Genomic DNA, 19,623 nt, shown 5'->3' on the forward strand with positions numbered 1-19,623 from the left:
GGCGGCCTGGGCGCGTTTTGCGTCTGGGTCTGCCGGAGGCTCAAGGCCCAGCGGGGCGAGCAAGAGGCTATACGGGAAGGCCTCCAGGCCATCCTGCATGACCGCATCTATCAGGCCCACCGGTATTACTCCCTGCTTGGGTTTTGCCCTCTTGGCGACAAAAAGAACATCGAATACCTGTTCCGGCCTTACGCCGCCCTGGGCGGCAATGGGACCGGAAAACAGGCGTATGACGACATCATGAACCTGCCCACCGAAGCGGCGGGCGGAAAGGAGATCCCATGAACATCAACTGGAAAGTCCGGCTGAGAAACCCCATCTTCTGGTGGCAGGCGGCCGTATCCATTCTCGCGCCGATTCTGGCTTATTTCGGCCTTAACTGGGAGGATATGACCTCCTGGCCGGCACTGGGCAATCTGTTTGTGCAGGCGGTACAAAACCCGGTGGTGGTGGTGGCGGTGCTGGTGAGTATGTGGCACGCGGTCACCGATCCCACCACCACAGGAGTCACCGACTCGGCCAGGGCCTTAACCTACGACTATCCCAACGCAGAAAAGAAAAACAAATAGCAGCAAAGCCCCGGAGCCTTACGGTTCCGGGGCTTTTTTGTTTTTAAGGAAAGATTTCGTGGGACACAGGCAGAATTTTAAAACTGCTCAATTGGCTAAAAGCTCACTTTTGGCATGACTGGTGGGCTCAAATGGCGGGACTTCTGTTCCAAAAGCTGATTTTTCGCACACTCACAAATGCTTTGGAATGTGCAGCCAGAAAGCAAAAGCTGCATTTGCAGGGGATATGCAGGCTTTCTTCGCCTGCTGGATTGGCCTCTTGCCAGCCCAAACAGGGCAGCGTATAATAATGGTATCACATCACAGCCGATAGGAGCCGCATTATGAAAGAAACCGCGCAGCCAAAACCCATTCGTTTTCATCCGGACCCGCACAAAGGCCTTTCCTCCGGGCAGGTGGCCGCACGGGTGGCGGACGATCTGGTTAACCACAACAGCACCGTTCCCACCAAGTCGGTGGCACGGATTGTCCGCGACAACGTCTGCACCCTCTTCAACCTGGTTATCACCATCTTGGGGGTGGCGGTGTTGCTGGTTGGGTCTTATAAAAATCTGCTGTTCATGGGGATCATGTTCTGCAACCTGATCATCGGGATCGTTCAGGAAATCCGGGCCAAACGCATCATCGACCGGCTTTCCCTGCTGTCCGCCGCTGGGGCTCATGTGGTGCGAGACGGGAAAACGGCGGTGGTGCCGGTGGAGGAAATCGTGCTCGACGACGTACTGGAGCTGACCCGCGGCAATCAGGTGATCTGTGACTGTATCTTGCTGGACGGGACCTGCGACGTAAACGAATCGCTGATTACCGGGGAGTCCGATTCCATCGGCAAGAAGCCGGGGGATTTGCTGTTGTCGGGCAGCTTCGTGGTCAACGGCCGCTGCCGGGCGAAAGCGGAACACGTGGGAGCGGACAATTATGTGGCGGTGATCTCCAATGAGGCGCGCAAGCACAAGAAGGCCAAGTCGGAAATCATGAACGCGCTGCAGCGGATCATTCTGGTGGTGTCCATTGCGATTATCCCCATTGGAGCGGCGCTTTTTTACAACCAGTATAATCTGGATGGAAATACCCTGCAGCACGCGGTGGTTTTTACCACGGCGGCCTTGATTGGAATGATTCCGGAGGGCCTTGTGCTGCTGACGAGCTCGGTGCTTGCCATCAGCGTCATCCGGCTCTCCAAACACAAGGTGATGGTGCAGGAGCTTACCTGCATCGAGGCGCTGGCGCGGGTGGATGTGCTGTGCCTGGACAAAACCGGGACCATCACCGAAGGATCCATGGAGCTCAGTGAGGTGCGGCCGGTTTGTGGGACTGCGCAGGAGGACGTGGAGGCGGCGTTATCCGCCCTGTGCGCCGTGATGGAGGACGACACTCCCACCTTTCAATCCATTTCCAGGCGGTACAGTGGTGCGGATTCGCAAAAGGCTACGCAAGTGGTCCCCTTTTCTTCGGAGAAAAAGTGGTCGGGCGCCTCCTTTGGGGAAACGGGCAGCTATGTGCTGGGGGCGCCGGAAATGGTGCTTTCTGCACTTGGAGACCTGAAGGAACCTTTGGACGAGCTGGCCACCCAGGGGCGGGTGCTGCTGCTTGCTCATGGAAAGGGAGGGTTTCGCGGCAAGGAGCTGCCGCAAGACCTTTCCCCCATGGCCTTGCTGCTCATTCAGGACGTGATCCGTCCCGATGCAAAGGATACGCTGCGGTATTTTGCCGAGCAGGGGGTGACCCTCAAAGTCATCTCGGGAGACAATCCCATCACCGTGTCCACCATCGCAAGGCGAGTGGAGCTGCCGGATGCGCACCGGTATGTGGACGCTACCACCCTGCACACCCAGGAGGACATTGCGGACGCGGTGGAACGGTATGCAGTGTTCGGCCGGGTATCCCCCCAGCAGAAGAAGCAGATGGTACAGGCTCTGCAAAAGAAAAAGCACACCGTCGCCATGACCGGGGACGGAGTCAACGATGTACTGGCGCTAAAGGAAGCGGACTGCAGCGTGGCGATGGCGTCCGGCAACGACGCGGCGCGAAACGTCTCCCAGCTGGTGCTGCTGGACTCGAACTTTGCTTCCATGCCGAGGGTGGTACAGGAAGGGCGCCGCTCCATCAACAATTTGCAGCGTTCCGCTTCTCTGTTTATCGTCAAGACCATCTATTCCATTTGTTTGGCGCTGCTCTTTTTGTTTTTGCCCATGCGGTATCCCTTCCTCCCCATCCATCTGACCCTAGTCAGCGCTTTGACTATCGGGTATCCCTCCTTTGTTCTGGCGCTGGAACCCAACCACGACCGGATTCAGGGCAGCTTCATTCTAAACGTCGTCTCCCGCTCCATTCCGACGGCGGCCACCATTCTGACCGGGGTCGTGTGCGTGATGCTCTTCGGTCCGTCCTTTGCCCTGACAAGAGAACAGATTTCCACCCTCTGTGTGGCGCTGACCGCTTTTGCGGGCGTGCTGCTGATTTATAAGCTGTGCGTCCCCTTCAACCTGCTGCGCCGGCTGTTGTTTTGCAGCATCTGCGGAGCGCTGCTGATTTGCTTTGTCTTTTTCCGGGACTTTTTCTCCCTGTCCACCTTTACGCCGGTTCTCGTGCTGATTTTGTTTGTGGTATTAGCTGGCTGCTTTTTGCTCTTTTGGTTTTACCAATGGCTCTATCGGAGCATCCAAGAAGGTTGGCGGCGGCACCAGGAAAAACAGGCGGCCCGATGATCGACAGCCCCTGGGCGAGGGTGTCCTTGTGGCGGCCTGCCGGAGAACTCTAGATTAGCAGACGGGGTTTTGGAGGTTTTGCCGTTGCTGGAAAAACGCAACGTGTGGTATCATTAGGGAAAACGCCCGATCTGCCTAGGAGGAATGCTTGTGAAATACCGTGCGGTTTTGTTTGATTTCGACCTAACCTTAATTGACGCGAGCCCCGCCATCCTCGCCTGCTATAAGCATACGCTGATGAAAATGGGCTGCACGCCCCCGGATGACGAAGTGATCCGCCGCACCATTGGGCTGACGGTGGAGGATTCTCTTGAGCAGATGTCCGGCTGTCACGACAAGGCCCGCATCGCCGAATATCGGGAGGTATACCGCATCAAGGCGGATGAGTTAATGGTACCGGGAACCTCGCTGCTCCCCCACACGCTCGATACCATCCGCCGGCTGCGGGCGGCTGGCTGCAAGCTGGGCATCGTCACCTCCAAGAACCATGCCCGGACTCTTTTGAGCCTGGACAAGTTTCAGTTGGCCGGCTCTTTCGATGTCATTGTGGGGTTTGAGGACATTGACCGCCCCAAGCCCGATCCTCAGGGGCTCAACAAAGCCATTGCCATGCTGGGCCTTTCCAAAGAGCAGGTGCTTTATGTGGGAGACAGCTATGTGGACGCTCGGACAGCCAAGGCGGCCGGGGTGGATTTTGTGGGCGTGCTCACTGGGACCACCACCCGGGCTCAAATGGAGGAGTATCCCCATCTCCTGATTGCCGATCATTTGGGACAGATGACCGATTGGCTTGGTGTTTGACCGGCGTAGGATATGCGGAGAATAGGCACGGGTCTGGTTGTATCCGTTATGCCGACGGATGGACTTCTTCCATCCATAAGGGACCCTTCCATTCCCGCTTTGCTTTGGCAGATGAAACATGGGGGAGCCAATGAAAAAGATAGGAAAATACATTCCCAAAATATTATTGCTGGATACCGCTGTTTTTTTGGCGATGGCTGTGACAGCTCTCTTCGTGATAAAAGCGTTTCATATGACGTTTCGGGAATGGGTATTTTTCGCAGCAGGCGCCATTATACTGCTTGGGACGATCGCTGGCGTCATCCAACTGATTTTAAAATGGGAGAAAAGAAGCAAAAAAATTCTTTGGATGGCGATATTTGGGATTATTTTGCTTTTCGCCAGCCCAGTGATCTACTTTATCGCCGTACTCAGTTATACGCCGGAACACGTGGTTGAAAGGGACGGAAAACGATACGTGGCGTATGTAAAAGGATTTCGGCATGCGGATGTGTCTTACTACGATTATGTCAATGCCGTCGTTGTCGGAGACCGAATCCGGATAAGAGAAGTTTACAAACAACGCAAAGACCCGTTGGAGAACCCATCCGGATGCGAATATGAAATCCAAAGCACAATTTACTACGATGAAAACGGGAATGCAATCGAATGAGTTTCTTCCATTCGCATCCCTGTCCTTTTCGTTCCATCTTCAGTTTTCATGATACAAAAAGCCCCGGCACAGCAAACACATGCCTGTACCGGGGCTTTTTGTATCATGGACTTAAATGGAAAGGAACAACAGCACACTGGTCGCCGCCAGCAACGCCGAAATCCCATAGCCCACCGGGCTGAAGGAGAGCAAAAAGAGGCCCAGAACCGAGGTGACCACACACACCACCGAAAGGAGCTTGACCAGACGCCCATCGATTCCCGGGTTCTTGCGCCATACGGCATGCCACACCACCCAAAGCAGCAAAAGGACGCTCATACAAGCGGTCAAAAATGGAAAGCCGTTGCCCGACATGCCTAGAACTCCGATATCAAAATAGGAATAGCATCTTTCAATCCATTCCTGCGGACCCGCTGCAAAGGTCAGCACCGCCCCAATGGGCAGGGCCATGAGAACAATGGCCGCCGCCGTAGCAGCCGCTGCCGTCCATAGAGCCGCCGTACGCCCTTTTCCCTGGAGTTTTTTCATCCTGCCTTCCTCCTTTGTACCGGTATCTTCAGCCGGGATTCTGCTTTCATTATAGGCGCAACGCGGTTTTTTTGCAACAATAACGGACTAAATCCACGGATTGTAAACTGTATAGTGATAATGTTGTTGACAATCTTCGGTTTCCTTTCTACAATAAAGGCATCTTCATGAAAAGCGGAGGAATCAACATGTCGTTTGCCAAAGAAGCGCGCAAAAAAGTGGAAGCAGGACAGCAACTGACCAAGACGGAGGCGCTGCTTTTGAGCAGGCAGCCCCTGGGGGAGCTGACAAAGGAAGCAAACACGCTGCGCCAGCAGGTTCTGGGGGATGCCTTCGACCTGTGCGCCATTCTCAATGGAAAATCGGGCCGCTGCCCAGAAAACTGCGCATTCTGCGCCCAGTCCGCCCACTACCCCACTGCTGTCACCGAGTATCCTTTGCTCGACGGGGACGCCATCGAGGCCGCGGCAAAGGAGCAGGCGGCCCACGGTGTGCTGCGGTTTTCCGTGGTTACCTCCGGGCGGCGGCTGACCGACGAAGAAGTGGACGCCCTGTGCGACGCGTACCAGCGGATCAAAAAGAGCACGTCCCTTTCCCTCTGCGCGTCGCTGGGGCTGCTGACCGAAGGGCAGTTTGTGCGGTTAAGGGAAGCGGGGGTTACCCGGTATCACAACAACCTAGAGACTTCCCGGCGTTTTTTCCCCCGGATTTGCACCACCCACACCTATGACGACAAGCTTGCCGCGGTAACTGCTGCCGAAAAAGCGGGGCTGACGGTGTGCTGCGGCGGGATTTTCGGGCTGGGGGAAACCATGGAAGACCGCATCGACCTGGGTCTTGAGCTGCGCAGACTTGGGGTGCGGTCGGTTCCCATCAACGTGCTAAGCCCCATCCCTAAAACGCCGCTGCAAAATAATAAGCCCCTCTCACACGAGGAGCTTCTTCGTTCGGTGGCGGTGCTGCGGTTTCTCCTTCCGCACAGCGCCATCCGCCTGGCCGGAGGCCGGGGCGCCATGGCCGACCATGGAAAGGACGCCTTCCTGGCGGGAGCTAACGCCGCCATCACCGGCGACATGCTGACCACCGCCGGGTTTACGGCCGAAGGCGACCGGGCGCTGGCCCAGGCGCTGGGCTACCGCATCCGTTCAATTGATTGAGTCAATACCTTGCGAGCATCTTTGCAATTTCCAGCAAAAGCTGCTTTTTGCGGTACCCCATTTCCCGGTAGATACTCTGCATCTCCGCGTCCAGATAGCTGTCTTGGGACGGGGTTACGTCGCTGACAAAATCGGCAAGGTCGCACTCGAAAATCTCCGCAATTTTCGAAAGGGTATCCAGGCTGATTTTTGTGATCCCCCGCTCCAGCTGGCTGATATATCCCACCGAAACCGACAGGGATTCCGCAAGATTATCCTGGGTCTTCCCCGCCGCTTTCCGCTTTTGTTTGATCCGTTGCCCAATCGCGCTATAATCCACACTCATCCCTATCACCTAAGGATAGTTTATTAGGAATAGCTTCAATTATACAGATATTAATAGCTAAACATTTAGTTATCAGTGTTGATTTCTCTGCTGAATCGTGGTATCCTGAACTTGTATCCAATGAAATGGAGGAAGAGAGAAGCGGAGGATTTCGATGGAGTTTCTCGACTATCTTGCGGTGTTTCTGGGCTGCCCGTATTTATCCGATCTCAAGCGATGCGGCATCACCCGCCAGCAGGCGGATGCGCTGCGCGCCTTGCCCATCCAAATGTTTGAAGAAAAAAGCTATCTGGAGGCGGCGCAGTATTTGACTATGGAAAAGCCATCGACAGATGACATGACTGCTGTAAAAGAAACGGTCATTGAGGCGTTGGCACAGAAAGGACCGGTTGGTTCCGTCGGACTAAATTGGAAAGCACAATAAGAAAAAAACAGGCGGACGCGTCTCAATGGAGAGACGTGTCCGCTTTTTGCCTGCTACAGATGTTCGAGAGTCTGCCGAATTTCACAGGATGGCCCCTTGCCGCGCTGATTTCAGCGAACATAGCCTTTTATTCCTCGATTCCCTGTCGGGCGGCCACTCCCTGATGAAAATAGTGCTTGCGCTCGCACATTTCGGTCACCAGATCGGCCGCTTTCCGCACCGATTCGCCTGCGCCCCGACCGGTAAGGACCAGCTCTACCGCGGAAGGGCGGTGCTCCAGCAGGGAAAGCACTTGTTCTTCCGAAACGAGCCCCAGCGAAACCGCCACGTTGATTTCGTCGAGAATGACCAGGTCATATACTTGCGACCGGATTGCTTCCCCGCACGCCACAAAGCCCCGCTGGGCACATTCCCGGTCTTCTTCCTTTTCGTCCCGTCCCAGAAGTAAGCCCTTTCCGCTGCCGAACTGGCGCACCGTGATTTCCGGGAACCGGTCGGAAAGCGCTTTGACTGCACAGCAGGGAACATCCTTGAGAAACTGGCCGAAATACACCCGCAGACCCGCGCCGGCGGCCCGCACCGCCAGACCCACCGCCGCAGTGGTCTTGCCCTTGCCGTCGCCGGTATACACCTGGACATAGCCTTTTGTCATATCCGCTTTCCTCCCATGCACGTTTTCTGGGTTGACTATAGCACGGGATCCATGTGCTGTCAACTGCGCAAGAAGCCCGTGGGCTTACCGGAAATCCGGTTTTCCCCACGGGCTTCTTGAATTGGACGCAGCTTGCTGCGCCCGGTGCCCCTGAAGCGATGACGAGGGCGCGTCAGGGCTGTTCGCTCAGAAATTTGGCAGCGTCGATGGTTTCACCGTCCTGCGTGAGAATCAGATGCAGATGAGCAGACTCGGCGATCTCACAGGGAACGTCCCCAATGGTGCCGATCTGTTGACCTACCTTGATCTCGTCGCCTTTGCGCACCGACACGGTGTTTCCAAGGCCGCAATAGGAGGCGACCAGGTTGTTGCCGTGGTCGATTTCCACGACCTTGCCCAGAAGGTCGTCGTCATAGACCGATTTGACCACGCCGTCGGTCATGGCACGGACGATGGCTCCCTTTTCCAGCTCAAAGTCCACCGCTTCGTGGGCACGCCAGTCCTTCATGGTTTCCGAGTAGACCAGCGCCTCCCCGGAAAACTCCTTCAGGACAGAGGTCCCGGCGGGGTATACATAGGAAGGGGTGGTATTGGTCGGCTCGGCGGGCTGAGAAGACGGGGCCTCGGATGAAGACGTGGGGGCCGAGGAAACCGGCTCGGAAGAGGAAGCCGGGTCGCTGTTGTCTTCAATGGGGACGCCGCTGACGGTATTGCCGGCCGGTTCGTTGTAATTATAGTCCACCACCGTGTTGCTGGAGCTTTGCGCGGGATCCTCGGTGTTGAGAATGCCGAACCCGTCGAACGCGCCCCAGGCAACGCCGCCTACCGCCACCATGCAGATGGCAAGTGCAACATAAAAGCCTTTTCCGGACCAGAACTTTCCGAATTTTGTTTTTTCAAATCGCATATTTCCCATAGGTCTCATGCACCTCCGACAGTAGTCTTGCCGGACTCGGATGGAAATATGCCGCCCAAAGGCACGAATTTTCTGTCGGTTTCTTTATAAAAAAGCGTGCCGTCTTCTTGCCTGGCCTCTGTGCGGCGACCGGGCCGGGAAACAGCATGTCAAACACACACGGGCGCACAATGCAGGGCGGCTCGACTTTGATGTTCCCGGCGATTCTTCCGCAATACGAAGCAGCGCCTGTGAGTCGGAATCTCACAGGCGCTGCTTTTTTATGAGAAATAAGAAAGGAGGAAGAAAAAAGGGATGCAAACTGCTTAAGGGAATGTTCTGTTGTTGTCTTTATTATACCCCGAAAAAAGGGAAAAGAAACCACAATCTGGTTACAAAAGCATTTCAAAATGGATACGGTTTTGAACAATTTCTTACAACCGTAACAGCTCTTTGCTGAAACTGTGAACAAAGCTGAGCCAATCGGTTAACAAGAGGCCTTTGGTTTCCTCTGATTGGATAAAACTCTGTCCTTGTCCCGTACACAGGGCACAAAATAAAATGAGCGCCCGGCGTTGCAGCCGGGCGCCTGTTCAATTGCTAACATTTTTGGTCCAGCTGGAGCAGCTCCTTCGGGGGGGTGATGGGATAGCGCCCGGAGAAGCAGGCGTCACAATAGGATAGGTTTTGGCCGCAGAGCATCTCTCCGAGGGTGGAAAGGTCCAGATAACCCAGGCTGTCAGCGTGCAGCTGGCGGCGGATTTCCTCCACCGAATAGCGCACGGCGGAAAGCTGGCTGCGTTCGGGCACGTCGGTGCCGAAATAGCAGGGCCAGCGAAAGGGCGGAGAGCTGATGCGCACATGGACTTCGGTGGCCCCAGCGTCCTTGAGCATCTTGACGATCCGCGCGGCAGTGGTGCCGCGGACAATGGAGTCGTCGAGCATGACCACCCGTTTGCCTTTGACGGCAGTGGCTAGAACATTGAGCTTCAGGCGCACGCTGTTCTCCCGCTGGCCCTGGGCAGGCTGGATGAAGGTACGGCCCACGTAGTTGTTCTTAACGAACCCTTTGCCGTAGGGAATGCCCGATTCCTGGCTGTAGCCGATGGCTGCGTCGATGCCCGATTCCGGCACGCCGATAACTAAGTCTGCCTCGACCGGATGCTGCCTCGCCAGCATCCGCCCTGCTTCCTGCCTGGCCTCGTAGATGCTCAGGCCGTCGATCTGGCTGTCAGGGCGGGCGAAATAAATGTATTCAAAGATACAGTGGGCGTGCTTCTGGCCGCAAAAGTCCGTAATGGAGGTAAGGCCCTCCTTGCCGGCCAGGACAATTTCACCGGGCTGTACGTCCCGGATATACTCCGCACCTACTGCGTCCAGCGCACAGGTTTCCGAAGCGAACACATAGCCTTCCCCCAGCCTGCCGATCACCAGCGGACGAAAGCCCTGGGGATCCCTGGCGGCGATGAGCTTGCTGGGGCTCATGACCAGCATGGAATAAGCCCCCTTGATGCGCATCATGGTGCGGCGCACCGCCTCCTCCACCGACTTACAGTGAATCCGTTCCCGGGCGATCAAATAAGCGATCACCTCAGAGTCAATGGTGGTCTGGAAGATGGAACCCTTGACCTCCAGCTCCCGGCGCAGGTCCACGGTGTTGATCAGGTTCCCGTTGTGAGCGATGGCTAGGCTTCCTTTGATGTAACGAAGCACCAACGGCTGGGCGTTTTCCCGGAAGCTGCCGCCGGTGGTGGAATAGCGGACGTGCCCAATCCCCATTTGGCCGGGCAGCCCCTCCAGAACCTGCGGGGAGAACACCTCGTTGACCAGCCCCATATCCTTATGGCTGGCGATGACGCCCCGGTCGTTAACCGCGATACCGCAGCTTTCCTGCCCCCGGTGCTGCAGGGCAAACAGGCCCCGGTAGATATGGTACGCCGTCTCCCCGTCCTCACATCCGTAGACACCGAATACGCCGCATTCCTCATGCAGCCCATCAAAGGGCATCGGTTTCGTCATAGCCAAAGTTTTACGTCTCCCATCCATTGGTATCGTTTTCCTTTTGTCTGTGTTTGGCCTTCTGCAATTACATGTAAAAGTATTATCTGCCATTTAACTCCAAATTAAGCCTAAAAATCAGAGGACCGTTTTCTGTCCTCTGATTTTTGTTCAGTTGCTTACTTCTCCAGGCCGATGCGGCGCATAACCTCGTGGTAGGCATCCTCCACGCCGCCCAGGTCCCGGCGGAACCGGTCCTTATCCAGCTTTTCATGGGTCTTGGAATCCCACAGGCGGCAGGTATCCGGCGAAATTTCGTCGGCCAGGATGATTTTACCGTCGGTAGTACGGCCGAATTCCAGCTTAAAGTCCACCAGTTCGATTCCGATGGAAAGGAAAAATTCCTTGAGGGCATCGTTGACCCGGAAGGTCATGTCGGTGATCGTCTCCAGGTCCTCTTTGGAAGCCAGGCCCAGCGCCAGAATGTGGTATTCGTTGATCATCGGGTCGTGCAGGTCGTCGTCCTTCAGGCAGAACTCCAAAGTCGGGCACTTCAAAACGGTGCCTTCCTCCACGCCAAAGCGCTTACTAAAGCTGCCCGCGGCGATGTTTCGCACGATGACCTCCAGCGGGACGATGGAAACCTTTTTCACCGCGGTTTCCCGCTCGGAAAGCTCTTTGACAAAGTGGGTCGGGATTCCCTTCTTCTCGAGCATCTGGAACAAGAGGTTGGACATCCGGTTGTTGACCACGCCCTTGCCCACGATGGTGCCCTTTTTCAGGCCGTCAAACGCGGTGGCATCGTCCTTATAGTCGACGATATAGACCTCGGGGTCGTCGGTTTTGAAAACTTTCTTAGCCTTGCCTTCATAAAGCTGTTCACTTTTCTGCATGTTACCACCCATTCCGCCGCCAGATGCGGCTGTAATCTTCGATTGGCTCACGGCTTCTATTTTAGCGCAAATGTGCACACATTGCAAGACAGGAATCCGGTTTCTCCGACAAAATCCGACCAGCGCCCTGTTTCCCCAAAAAAGACGGAAGAAAGAAAGCGGCCTGCAAAAACGGATGGCTTAGAAGACTTGCTTGATGCGCTCGATGGCGCGCACGGTGTTCTCATAGGTGCCGAAGGCGGTCAGGCGGAAGTAGCCCTCGCCGGAGGGGCCGAAGCCGGAACCGGGGGTACCCACCACCTGGGCCTTATGAAGCAGGGTGTCGAAGAACTCCCAGGAGGTCATGTTGTCCGGCGTTTTCATCCAGATGTAGGGAGCGTTCACGCCGCCGTATACCGTAAAGCCCGCGGCGGTCAGGCCCTCGCGGATGGTCTTGGCGTTGTTTCGGTAATAGTCGATGGTTTCGCGGATTTCCTTCTGGCCCTGCTCGGAATAGATGGCCGCCGCGCCCTTCTGGACAATATAGGGCACGCCGTTGAACTTGGTGGTCTGCCGGCGCAGCCAGAGGGCATTGAGGGAAACCCCGCCGCACTGGAGTTCCTTGGGTACCACCGTATAAGCGCAGCGGGTACCGGTGAAGCCGGCGGTCTTCGAGAAGGAGCGAAACTCGATGGCGCACTTCTTGGCCCCGTCGATCTCATAGATGCTGTGGGGCTTGTCCTCGGAAATAAAGGCCACATAGGCAGAATCGTAAAGAATCAGGGACCCGTGTTCATTGGCGTAGTCCACCCATTTCTTTAAGCCCTCGTAGGTAATCATGGCGCCGGTGGGGTTGTTGGGGTAGCACAGGTAGATCACGTCGGGCACTTTGCCCTGAGGCAGGTCGGGGGTAAACTGGTTCTCGGCGGTGCAGGGCATGTAAATAAGCCGGTCCCACCGCTCGTCGGAGCCGTAGTTCCCCGCTCTTCCGGCCATGGCGTTGGTGTCCACATAGACCGGGTAAACCGGGTCACAAACAGCCACTACGTTGTCAAGCCCTAAAATGTCGCCGATGTTGCCGCAGTCGCTCTTGGCGCCGTCGCTGACAAAGACTTCGTCCAAATCCAGCTTCACGCCGCGGGGCGCAAAGTCATAGGCGACGATCTTTTCCTTGAGAAAGTCGTATCCCTGCTCCGGGCCATAGCCGTGGAAGGTGGCGGCGTTCCCCATTTCGTCCACCGCCTCATGCATGGCCTTGATGACCGACGGGGCCAGAGGACGGGTCACATCGCCAATCCCGAGACGGATGATGTCTGCATCCGGGTAGGCGGCGGTATAGGCGTTGACCTTTTTGGCAATGTTGGAAAAAAGATAGCTGCCCGGGAGTTTCCCGTAATTTTCGTTGATGGTGAACATGACGATAAAACATCCTTTCTGATTCTATGGATAAGGCGGCCTTTTCTTTTCGGTCCGCCTGGAAGCTTCGTGATGCAATCACCAAGAGCCTTTTTAGAGCTCCACTTCGCCGGTGAACACCGTTTCAGCCGGGCCGGTCATAAAGATGCAGCCGCTCTCCTCGTCCCACTCAATGAACAAGGAGCCGCCGTTTAGCAGAAGCTCCGCCTTGTAATCGCTCAGCCCGTTGACATAGGCTGCCGCCAGAGACGCGCACGCGCCCGTGCCGCAGGCCATGGTTTCCCCGGCGCCCCGCTCCCACACCCGCATACGCAGGCGGCCCCGGTCGAGCACCTTGACAAACTCGGTGTTGATCCGTTCCGGGAACAGCGGATGATGCTCAAACCGGGGGCCGAGCACCTCCAGGTTCAGCGCATCCACATCGTCCACAAACAGCACTGCGTGGGGGTTGCCCATGGAGACGCAGGTGATGCGGTATTCCTTGCCGGAAAGCATTACCGGGTAATCCACCACCTTCTCGCCCTCAGCGGCCACCGGGATTTTTTCCGGCGCAAACTCCGGCTTTCCCATGTTGACCCGGGCGGCGGTCACCTTGCCGTTCTCCACCGTCAGCCACAAAGTTTTCACTCCGGCCAGGGTATCTATGGTGATGGTGGTTTCCTTCGTCAGGCCGTGGTCATATACATACTTGCCTACGCAGCGGATGGCGTTGCCGCACATCTGCGCCTGGGAGCCGTCGGAATTGAACATGTCCATACGAAAGTCCGCCGTTTCAGACGGGCGGATGAGCACCAGGCCGTCCGACCCGATGCCGGTATGCCGGTCGGACAGGCGTTTGGCCAGTCCGCTTGGGTCTTCCACCGTTTCCTCGAAACAGTTGACGTAAATATAATCGTTGCCGATGCCATGCATTTTGGTAAACTTCAAGGGACGTTTCCTCCATTCCCGCGGGTGATATCCAACTGCCGCGTTCCTCTGATGGGGCTATTATACACTGTTTTTTTCATTTGTGGAATATCCAAATTCCACAGAAAAGGCGTCATCAGGGAGATTCTCCTTTGCCCGGCGTCCGGATTGTGGAGGTTTTTCTCCATTTTCCGGTTTCTTTCCAATGAAAGGGGAAAAGAGTGGGCAGACGCATTCAAAAAAAAACCGCCTTTCGGCCAGTCCCGGTCAAAAGCGGTTTTTCCTGCGAAAGCCATATCAGCTGGCCATGTCCCCGTCCGTGCTGAGAATATGGGAAGCGATCTGGGCCATGCGGGCGCCCGAGTCCATACTCCTCTTCTGAATGAAGCGATGGGCCTGCTCCTCGGTCATTTGATTGCGGCGCATGAGCACCTCTTTGGCTTCGGTGACCACCTTTCGTTCCAGTTCCCGCTGCTCGTCGGTCTTCGGTTTGGGCGGCAGCGTGCGCGCCTCCTGGGAAAGTCGGGCGGGCATGGTTTCAAACAGCATTTCGACGCTCTCCACCAGATCGGCGGGAGTGGTGGGCAACGGCAATGCCAACAGGCCGGTGGCCCGGCCCATGTATTCCTCGCCCTCTGCCAGCAGCAGCAAAATCTCGCATCGGCTGCTGACCATAGGGGCGTACTGAGTGATGCTGCCCCGCCCCAGCTTCGTCTGGGTGACCGCTACATATTCCTCCTCATTTTCATAGGATGCATCCACCAGCTCCTGAAAGGCTGCGCACTGCCGGCAAACGCAGAAACCCGCCTGTTCGAGCACGGTACGAAGCTGGGCCGCCATCAGGCCATCCGAAAATGCGAGTAATACCTTTTTCATGTGTTTCATCCCTGCCTAACCCATAGAATCCTGTAAAACCGCCGGAATATTCGGCTGGTAATCAACGAAAAAAGGACAAAGGCGTTCCTAAAAGGGAACGCCTTTGTCCTTACATTCCGTATCCTAGCACAATTTTCCGTGCTTGTAAAGCGGAAAGATCAAAAAATAATGAAAAATTTACGGGAAACACGAGACATACACCTGTCTTAAATTCAAAAAGGCGCAGATAGGGATTAAAAGAGAACATACAAACCGACGCCCTTGTCCTCCCTCGGAAGTTATCCGAAAACGTCCCCACCATTGGGAAAGGGGCTTCATCACGCATAAAAACAGCTGTGCCGGCGTCTGCCGGCACAGCCATAGAACGCCCGCTTTGCCGGGCAGCCTCAAATTTTCGCAATGTCGATCACCGACAGATCTTCCTTGTCCGCCTGTTCCAGGCTCATCAGGAGAGCCGTCGCCGTATCCAGGGAGGTGATGCAGGGCGTACCCGTTTCCACCGCGTTGCGGCGGATTAAGAAGCCGTCCCGGTTCTCCTTGCGGATGTTGGTGGGAGTGTTGACCACCAGGTCCACCTCTCCACTTAGGATCATATCGAGAATGTTGGGCGTGCCTTCCTCGATCTTATGGAGGCGGTGGGTCTGGACACCATGGGCATTGAGATAATCGCAGGTGCCGCCGGTGGAATAAACCTCATAGCCGAGCTTGACAAAACGGCGGGCTATGTCCACGATTTCCGGCTTGTCCGCGTTCTTCACCGTGGCGATGAGCTTCTTGGTCTTGGGCAGGTCGTACCCGCCGCCGATGAACGCTTTCATCATGGCCTCCGGGAAAGAGGACGCCAGGCCCAGCACCTCGCCGGTGGACTTCATTTCCGGACCAAGGCTGATTTCCGCTCCGTAGAGCTTCTCAAAGGAGAAGACCGGCAGCTTGACCGCTACATGGTTCTTCGGCTGCACCAGGCCGTAGGAATAGCCGCATTCGGGGATGGTCTTGCCGAAGATGACGGTGGTAGCCAGGTCCACAATGTTGACCCCGGTGATTTTGCTGATATAAGGCACCGTCCGGGAAGAACGGGGATTGACCTCGATGACGTAAACCTCGTCCTCATAGATGATGAACTGGATGTTCACAAGGCCCTTGACGTGAAGGGCTTTCGCAAGCCGGCGGGTGTATTCCACAATGGTATCCTGGTGCTTCTGGGCGATGGACTGGGGCGGATAAACGGAAATCGAGTCGCCCGAGTGCACACCGGCCCGCTCCAGGTGCTCCATGATGCCGGGGATGAGGATGTCGTTGCCGTCGCAAACGGCGTCCACTTCCAGTTCCTTGCCCATCAGGTACTTGTCCACCAGAATCGGGTGCTCCTGCACCGTCAGGTTGATGATAGCCATGAACTGGACGATGTCGTCGTCCGAAAAGGCGATCTGCATACCTTGGCCGCCCAGCACGTAGGAGGGACGCACCAGCACGGGGTAGCCGAGCTTGTTGGCGGCACTGAGCGCCTCGGCGGTGGTGAACACGGTAGTTCCCGCCGGACGGGGGATTTCACACTGCTCCAAAATCGCGTCGAACTTCTTGCGGTCTTCCGCCGCGTCCACGTCCTCGGCAGAGGTGCCGAGAATCGGCACGCCCATTTCCCGCAGGGCCTGGCTTAAATTGATGGCCGTCTGGCCGCCGAACTGGACCACCGCGCCGTAGGGCTTTTCCAGCTCCACGATGTTCTGCACGTCCTCGGGAGTGAGGGGTTCAAAATAAAGCTTATCGGAAATGTCGAAGTCGGTGGAAACGGTTTCGGGATTGTTGTTGACGATGATGGTTTCAAAGCCCAGCTTTTTGAGGGCCCAGACGCAGTGAACCGAGCAATAGTCAAACTCGATGCCCTGGCCGATGCGGATGGGGCCGGAGCCCAAAACCAGCACCTTCTTCTTGTCGGATGCGGTGTCCACCTCGTTCTCGCTGCAATAGCTCGAGTAATAGTAGGGAGTCGCAGCGGCGAACTCCGCCGCGCAGGTATCCACCATCTTATATCCGGGGACGATGCCGGTCTCCATGCGGATGCGCTTGATATCCTTTTCCGTTACGCCCGCGAAGGCGGCGATGTCCTTGTCGATAAACCCTAAGTACTTGGCCCGTTCGATGACCGCCGGGGCGGTGCCGTTCTTCTTAAGCTCCGCTTCCATCTCCACCAAAGACAGAATCCGGTCCAAAAACCACAGGTCAATCTTCGTAATGGCGTGAATCTGCTCCTTGGTGACGCCGCGGCGCATGGCCTCGGCGATGACGAAGATGCGCCGGTCGTCGATGTTGTGAAGCCGCTGCTCAATGTCCTCGTCGCTCAAGGATTCGAGCATCTTAAGCTTGAGACAGGTAGTGTGCTGCTCCAGCGAACGGATGGACTTCATCATCGCCCCTTCAAAGGAGGGGGCGATGCCCATGACCTCGCCGGTGGCCTTCATCTGGGTGCCCAGGGTGCGCTTGGCGGTGACGAACTTATCAAAGGGCCATTTGGGGATCTTGACCACGCAGTAGTCGAGCATAGGCTCGAAGCAGGCGCAGGTCTTGCCGGTGATGGCGTTTTTGATTTCGTCGAGGCCGTAGCCCAGCGCCACCTTGGCCGCCACCTTGGCGATGGGATAGCCGGTGGCCTTGGACGCCAGCGCCGACGAGCGGCTGACGCGGGGATTGACTTCGATGACGCAATATTCAAAGGAATCGGGGTGCAGGGCGAACTGCACGTTGCACCCGCCCTCGATTTTCAGCTCCGAAATGATGTTCAAAGCAGAGGTGCGCAGCATCTGGTGCTCTTTGTCCGCCAGGGTCTGGGAGGGAGCGACCACGATGGAGTCGCCGGTGTGTACGCCTACCGGGTCGATGTTCTCCATGTTACAAATGGTGACCACGTTGCCCTTGCTGTCTCGCATGACCTCGTATTCGATTTCCTTCCAGCCGCCGATATACCGTTCCACCAGCACCTCGTGCACCCGGCTCAGGCGCAGACCGTTGGTGGTGATGGCCACCAGCTCCTCATAATCGTGAGCAATGCCGCCGCCGGTGCCGCCCAAGGTATAAGCCGGGCGGATCACCACCGGGTAGCCGATGCTCTCGGTAAACGCAATGGCCGATTCCAGATCGTGCACCACCTTGCTGGTGGCGTAAGGCTCGCCGATGCGGTCGAGCGTATCCTTGAACGCCTGGCGGTCCTCCGCATTGCGGATGGCTTCCGAGGAGGTGCCCAGCATGGTGACGCCTTCCTCTTCCAGAAAGCCTTTTTCCTGAAGCTCCATGGCGATGTTGAGCGCATTCTGGCCGCCCAGAGTGGGCAGAATGGAATCGGGCCTTTCTTTTTTGATGATCTTCGCCACGGTAGCGGCGTTTAAGGGCTCGATGTACACCCGGTCGGCAATGTCCTTATCGGTCATGATGGTGGCGGGGTTGGAGTTAACAAGCACTACCTCGATGCCCTCTTCCTTGAGCGCCCGGCAAGCCTGGGTGCCCGCATAGTCAAACTCCGCCGCCTGACCGATGATGATCGGGCCCGAGCCCAGAACCATAACCTTCTTTATGTTCGGATTTTTAGGCATGCTGCTCTCCTCCCATCATGTCGATAAAATGATCGAATAAAAAGGCGGTGTCCTTCGGCCCGGGAGAGGCCTCCGGATGGAACTGTACCGTATAAATCGGCCGGCCGGGGAACCGCATGCCCTCCACCGTGCCGTCATTGACGTTTTCAAACGCCACCTCCACCCCTTCGGGCAGGGTTTCTCCCATGACGCAGTAGCCGTGGTTTTGAGAGGAGATGTAGCTGCGTCCGGACTTGGTATCCCGCACCGGATGGTTGACCCCCCGGTGGCCATAGGCGAGCTTGCAGGTATCCGCCCCCATAGCCAGAGCCGTCAGCTGGTGGCCCAGGCAGATGGCAAAGGTAGGCACATCCGAGTCAAGCAGGATACGCACCTGGTCGATGATGGGGCCGCAGTCCTTGGGGTCGCCGGGGCCGTTTGAGAGCATGACGCCGTCGGGCTTCGTGTCAAGAATGGTTTCGGCTTTGGTGGTCGCGGGGTAAACCGTAACCTCGCAGTCCCGCTCCACCAGACAGCGCACGATGTTTTGTTTGGCGCCCAAGTCCAGCAACGCTACCTTCCAGCGATTCCCTTTTCCGAATATTTCAATATTCTTGCAGGTGGTTTTTTGTACTAGGTCTTTGTGGCGGTAGGCCCGGATTTTCTCCAAAGCCGCGTCCAGATCGGTGATCTCCTCAGTGGTGACCATACCGTTCATGGTGCCGCTTTCCCGCAGGATTTTGACCAGCGCGCGGGTGTCGATGCCGTGGATGCCGGTGATGTCATTGTCTTTGAGGTACTGGTTGAGGCTTTCCTCGCAGCGGAAATTGCTTTCCGTACGGGACAGTTCGCGCAAAATAAAAGCCGAAACCCAGGGTCGTCTTGACTCCTCGTCCTTAAGGCAAACACCATAATTGCCAATTAAGGGATACGTCATGACCACGCCTTGTCCGGCATAAGAAGGATCCGTCAACAATTCAAGATACCCCGTCATGGAAGTGTTGAATACCACTTCACAGACGACTTCCTTTTCAGAGCCGATGCTCTGCCCGGTAAATAAATGCCCATCCTCCAATAGCAGGAAAGCTTTCTTCAAAAGTCTCACCTTTCCCTTCGTGATTCACAGCCTGCTTTTGCTTCGGTCGACCATTCTGTTGTCCATTTTTCCCTGCGAAAAAGGAAAAATGCTTAAACTTTCAGTATTATATCATCCTTATCTGTCGTACGCAATACCCATTTGATTAAAATTATTTTTTGTTGAGCCTGCCAAATCTTGATGTATAA

The 19,623-nt window shown here is 56.1% G+C and carries 18 protein-coding genes; 7 read left to right on the forward strand and 11 right to left on the reverse strand.

What is annotated here, in order from left to right; genetic code table 11:
- From WMO26_RS10635 to WMO26_RS10655, 5 genes are all read left to right on the forward strand, one after another.
- Positions 1-285, forward strand: a 285-nt coding sequence (locus WMO26_RS10635) for a hypothetical protein (RefSeq protein ID WP_349220286.1), incomplete at its 5' end; no start/stop codon positions are given.
- Positions 282-569 (forward strand): phage holin, encoded by a 288-nt coding sequence (locus WMO26_RS10640; RefSeq protein WP_349220288.1) that lies wholly within the window; start codon positions 282-284, stop codon positions 567-569. The genes WMO26_RS10635 and WMO26_RS10640, both read left to right, overlap by 4 nt.
- Before the next feature lie 323 nt (positions 570-892).
- Positions 893-3,274 (forward strand): cation-translocating P-type ATPase, encoded by a 2,382-nt coding sequence (locus tag WMO26_RS10645; protein ID WP_349220290.1) that lies wholly within the window; start codon positions 893-895, stop codon positions 3,272-3,274.
- 150 nt (positions 3,275-3,424) lie between these two features.
- A complete protein-coding gene (locus WMO26_RS10650) occupies positions 3,425-4,075 on the forward strand; it encodes an HAD family hydrolase (protein WP_349220292.1) in 651 nt (216 codons plus the stop codon).
- A 130-nt stretch (positions 4,076-4,205) separates the two neighbouring features.
- Positions 4,206-4,727 (forward strand): hypothetical protein, encoded by a 522-nt coding sequence (locus tag WMO26_RS10655; protein ID WP_349220293.1) that lies wholly within the window; start codon positions 4,206-4,208, stop codon positions 4,725-4,727.
- Between the two features lie 111 nt (positions 4,728-4,838).
- Here WMO26_RS10655 and WMO26_RS10660 read toward each other — a convergent pair whose 3' ends face one another.
- A complete protein-coding gene (locus WMO26_RS10660) occupies positions 4,839-5,255 on the reverse strand; it encodes a hypothetical protein (protein WP_349220295.1) in 417 nt (138 codons plus the stop codon).
- A 188-nt stretch (positions 5,256-5,443) separates the two neighbouring features.
- Here WMO26_RS10660 and bioB point away from each other — a divergent pair, with 188 nt between their 5' ends.
- Positions 5,444-6,412 carry a biotin synthase BioB gene (gene bioB / locus WMO26_RS10665; protein WP_349220296.1) on the forward strand — a complete coding sequence of 323 codons (969 nt, stop codon included), beginning with the start codon at positions 5,444-5,446 and terminating at the stop codon, positions 6,410-6,412.
- Between the two features lies 1 nt (position 6,413).
- On the opposite strand, the gene WMO26_RS10670 is transcribed toward bioB, so the two are convergent.
- Complete coding sequence (locus WMO26_RS10670; RefSeq protein ID WP_349220298.1) at positions 6,414-6,737, reverse strand: helix-turn-helix domain-containing protein; 324 nt, start codon at positions 6,735-6,737, stop codon at positions 6,414-6,416.
- Between the two features lie 154 nt (positions 6,738-6,891).
- Here WMO26_RS10670 and WMO26_RS10675 point away from each other — a divergent pair, with 154 nt between their 5' ends.
- Complete coding sequence (locus WMO26_RS10675; protein ID WP_349220300.1) at positions 6,892-7,161, forward strand: hypothetical protein; 270 nt, start codon at positions 6,892-6,894, stop codon at positions 7,159-7,161.
- 127 nt (positions 7,162-7,288) lie between these two features.
- Here the strand turns inward: WMO26_RS10675 and WMO26_RS10680 are convergent, their stop codons facing one another.
- The 9 genes from WMO26_RS10680 to WMO26_RS10720 form a co-directional block, all read right to left on the reverse strand.
- Positions 7,289-7,813, reverse strand: coding sequence for a cob(I)yrinic acid a,c-diamide adenosyltransferase (locus WMO26_RS10680; protein ID WP_349220301.1), 525 nt, complete (start codon positions 7,811-7,813; stop codon positions 7,289-7,291).
- Between the two features lie 172 nt (positions 7,814-7,985).
- Positions 7,986-8,729 (reverse strand): peptidoglycan DD-metalloendopeptidase family protein, encoded by a 744-nt coding sequence (locus WMO26_RS10685; protein WP_349220303.1) that lies wholly within the window; start codon positions 8,727-8,729, stop codon positions 7,986-7,988.
- Between the two features lie 579 nt (positions 8,730-9,308).
- Complete coding sequence (gene purF, locus WMO26_RS10690) at positions 9,309-10,727, reverse strand: amidophosphoribosyltransferase (protein ID WP_349220358.1); 1,419 nt, start codon at positions 10,725-10,727, stop codon at positions 9,309-9,311.
- Between the two features lie 158 nt (positions 10,728-10,885).
- The gene (purC, locus tag WMO26_RS10695) at positions 10,886-11,599 is read right to left on the reverse strand and encodes a phosphoribosylaminoimidazolesuccinocarboxamide synthase (RefSeq protein WP_349220305.1); all 714 of its coding nucleotides are present in this window, start codon (positions 11,597-11,599) and stop codon (positions 10,886-10,888) included.
- 180 nt (positions 11,600-11,779) lie between these two features.
- Entirely contained in the window at positions 11,780-12,994 is a 1,215-nt protein-coding gene (locus tag WMO26_RS10700; protein ID WP_349220307.1) for an LL-diaminopimelate aminotransferase, read from the reverse strand.
- Positions 12,995-13,087: 93 nt separating this feature from the next.
- On the reverse strand, positions 13,088-13,921 hold the full coding sequence (gene dapF / locus WMO26_RS10705; RefSeq protein ID WP_349220309.1) for a diaminopimelate epimerase: 834 nt from the start codon (positions 13,919-13,921) through the stop codon (positions 13,088-13,090).
- Between the two features lie 276 nt (positions 13,922-14,197).
- Positions 14,198-14,776, reverse strand: a complete 579-nt coding sequence (locus WMO26_RS10710) for an ANTAR domain-containing response regulator (protein WP_349220311.1) — start codon at positions 14,774-14,776, stop codon at positions 14,198-14,200.
- 386 nt (positions 14,777-15,162) lie between these two features.
- The gene (carB, locus tag WMO26_RS10715) at positions 15,163-18,360 is read right to left on the reverse strand and encodes a carbamoyl-phosphate synthase large subunit (protein ID WP_349220313.1); all 3,198 of its coding nucleotides are present in this window, start codon (positions 18,358-18,360) and stop codon (positions 15,163-15,165) included.
- Positions 18,353-19,435, reverse strand: coding sequence for a carbamoyl phosphate synthase small subunit (locus tag WMO26_RS10720; protein ID WP_349220315.1), 1,083 nt, complete (start codon positions 19,433-19,435; stop codon positions 18,353-18,355). Before WMO26_RS10720 ends, carB begins: the two co-directional genes overlap by 8 nt.
- Between the last annotated feature and the right edge of the window lie 188 nt (positions 19,436-19,623).

Origin of the sequence: Solibaculum intestinale (assembly GCF_040096205.1) — a bacterium.
Classification (GTDB): domain Bacteria; phylum Bacillota; class Clostridia; order Oscillospirales; family Acutalibacteraceae; genus Solibaculum_A; species Solibaculum_A intestinale.

What these genes read in the sequence shown, in the direction of transcription:
- WMO26_RS10640 (WP_349220288.1), top strand. Translation starts at nt 282, where the DNA reads ATGAACATCAACTGGAAAGTCCGGCTGAGAAACCCCATCTTCTGGTGG.
- WMO26_RS10645 (WP_349220290.1), top strand. Translation starts at nt 893, where the DNA reads ATGAAAGAAACCGCGCAGCCAAAACCCATTCGTTTTCATCCGGACCCG.
- WMO26_RS10655 (WP_349220293.1), top strand. Translation starts at nt 4,206, where the DNA reads ATGAAAAAGATAGGAAAATACATTCCCAAAATATTATTGCTGGATACC.
- WMO26_RS10660 (WP_349220295.1), bottom strand. Translation starts at nt 5,255, where the DNA reads ATGAAAAAACTCCAGGGAAAAGGGCGTACGGCGGCTCTATGGACGGCA.
- bioB (WP_349220296.1), top strand. Translation starts at nt 5,444, where the DNA reads ATGTCGTTTGCCAAAGAAGCGCGCAAAAAAGTGGAAGCAGGACAGCAA.
- WMO26_RS10670 (WP_349220298.1), bottom strand. Translation starts at nt 6,737, where the DNA reads ATGAGTGTGGATTATAGCGCGATTGGGCAACGGATCAAACAAAAGCGG.
- WMO26_RS10675 (WP_349220300.1), top strand. Translation starts at nt 6,892, where the DNA reads ATGGAGTTTCTCGACTATCTTGCGGTGTTTCTGGGCTGCCCGTATTTA.
- WMO26_RS10680 (WP_349220301.1), bottom strand. Translation starts at nt 7,813, where the DNA reads ATGACAAAAGGCTATGTCCAGGTGTATACCGGCGACGGCAAGGGCAAG.
- WMO26_RS10685 (WP_349220303.1), bottom strand. Translation starts at nt 8,729, where the DNA reads ATGGGAAATATGCGATTTGAAAAAACAAAATTCGGAAAGTTCTGGTCC.
- purF (WP_349220358.1), bottom strand. Translation starts at nt 10,727, where the DNA reads ATGACGAAACCGATGCCCTTTGATGGGCTGCATGAGGAATGCGGCGTA.
- purC (WP_349220305.1), bottom strand. Translation starts at nt 11,599, where the DNA reads ATGCAGAAAAGTGAACAGCTTTATGAAGGCAAGGCTAAGAAAGTTTTC.
- WMO26_RS10700 (WP_349220307.1), bottom strand. Translation starts at nt 12,994, where the DNA reads ATGTTCACCATCAACGAAAATTACGGGAAACTCCCGGGCAGCTATCTT.
- WMO26_RS10710 (WP_349220311.1), bottom strand. Translation starts at nt 14,776, where the DNA reads ATGAAAAAGGTATTACTCGCATTTTCGGATGGCCTGATGGCGGCCCAG.
- carB (WP_349220313.1), bottom strand. Translation starts at nt 18,360, where the DNA reads ATGCCTAAAAATCCGAACATAAAGAAGGTTATGGTTCTGGGCTCGGGC.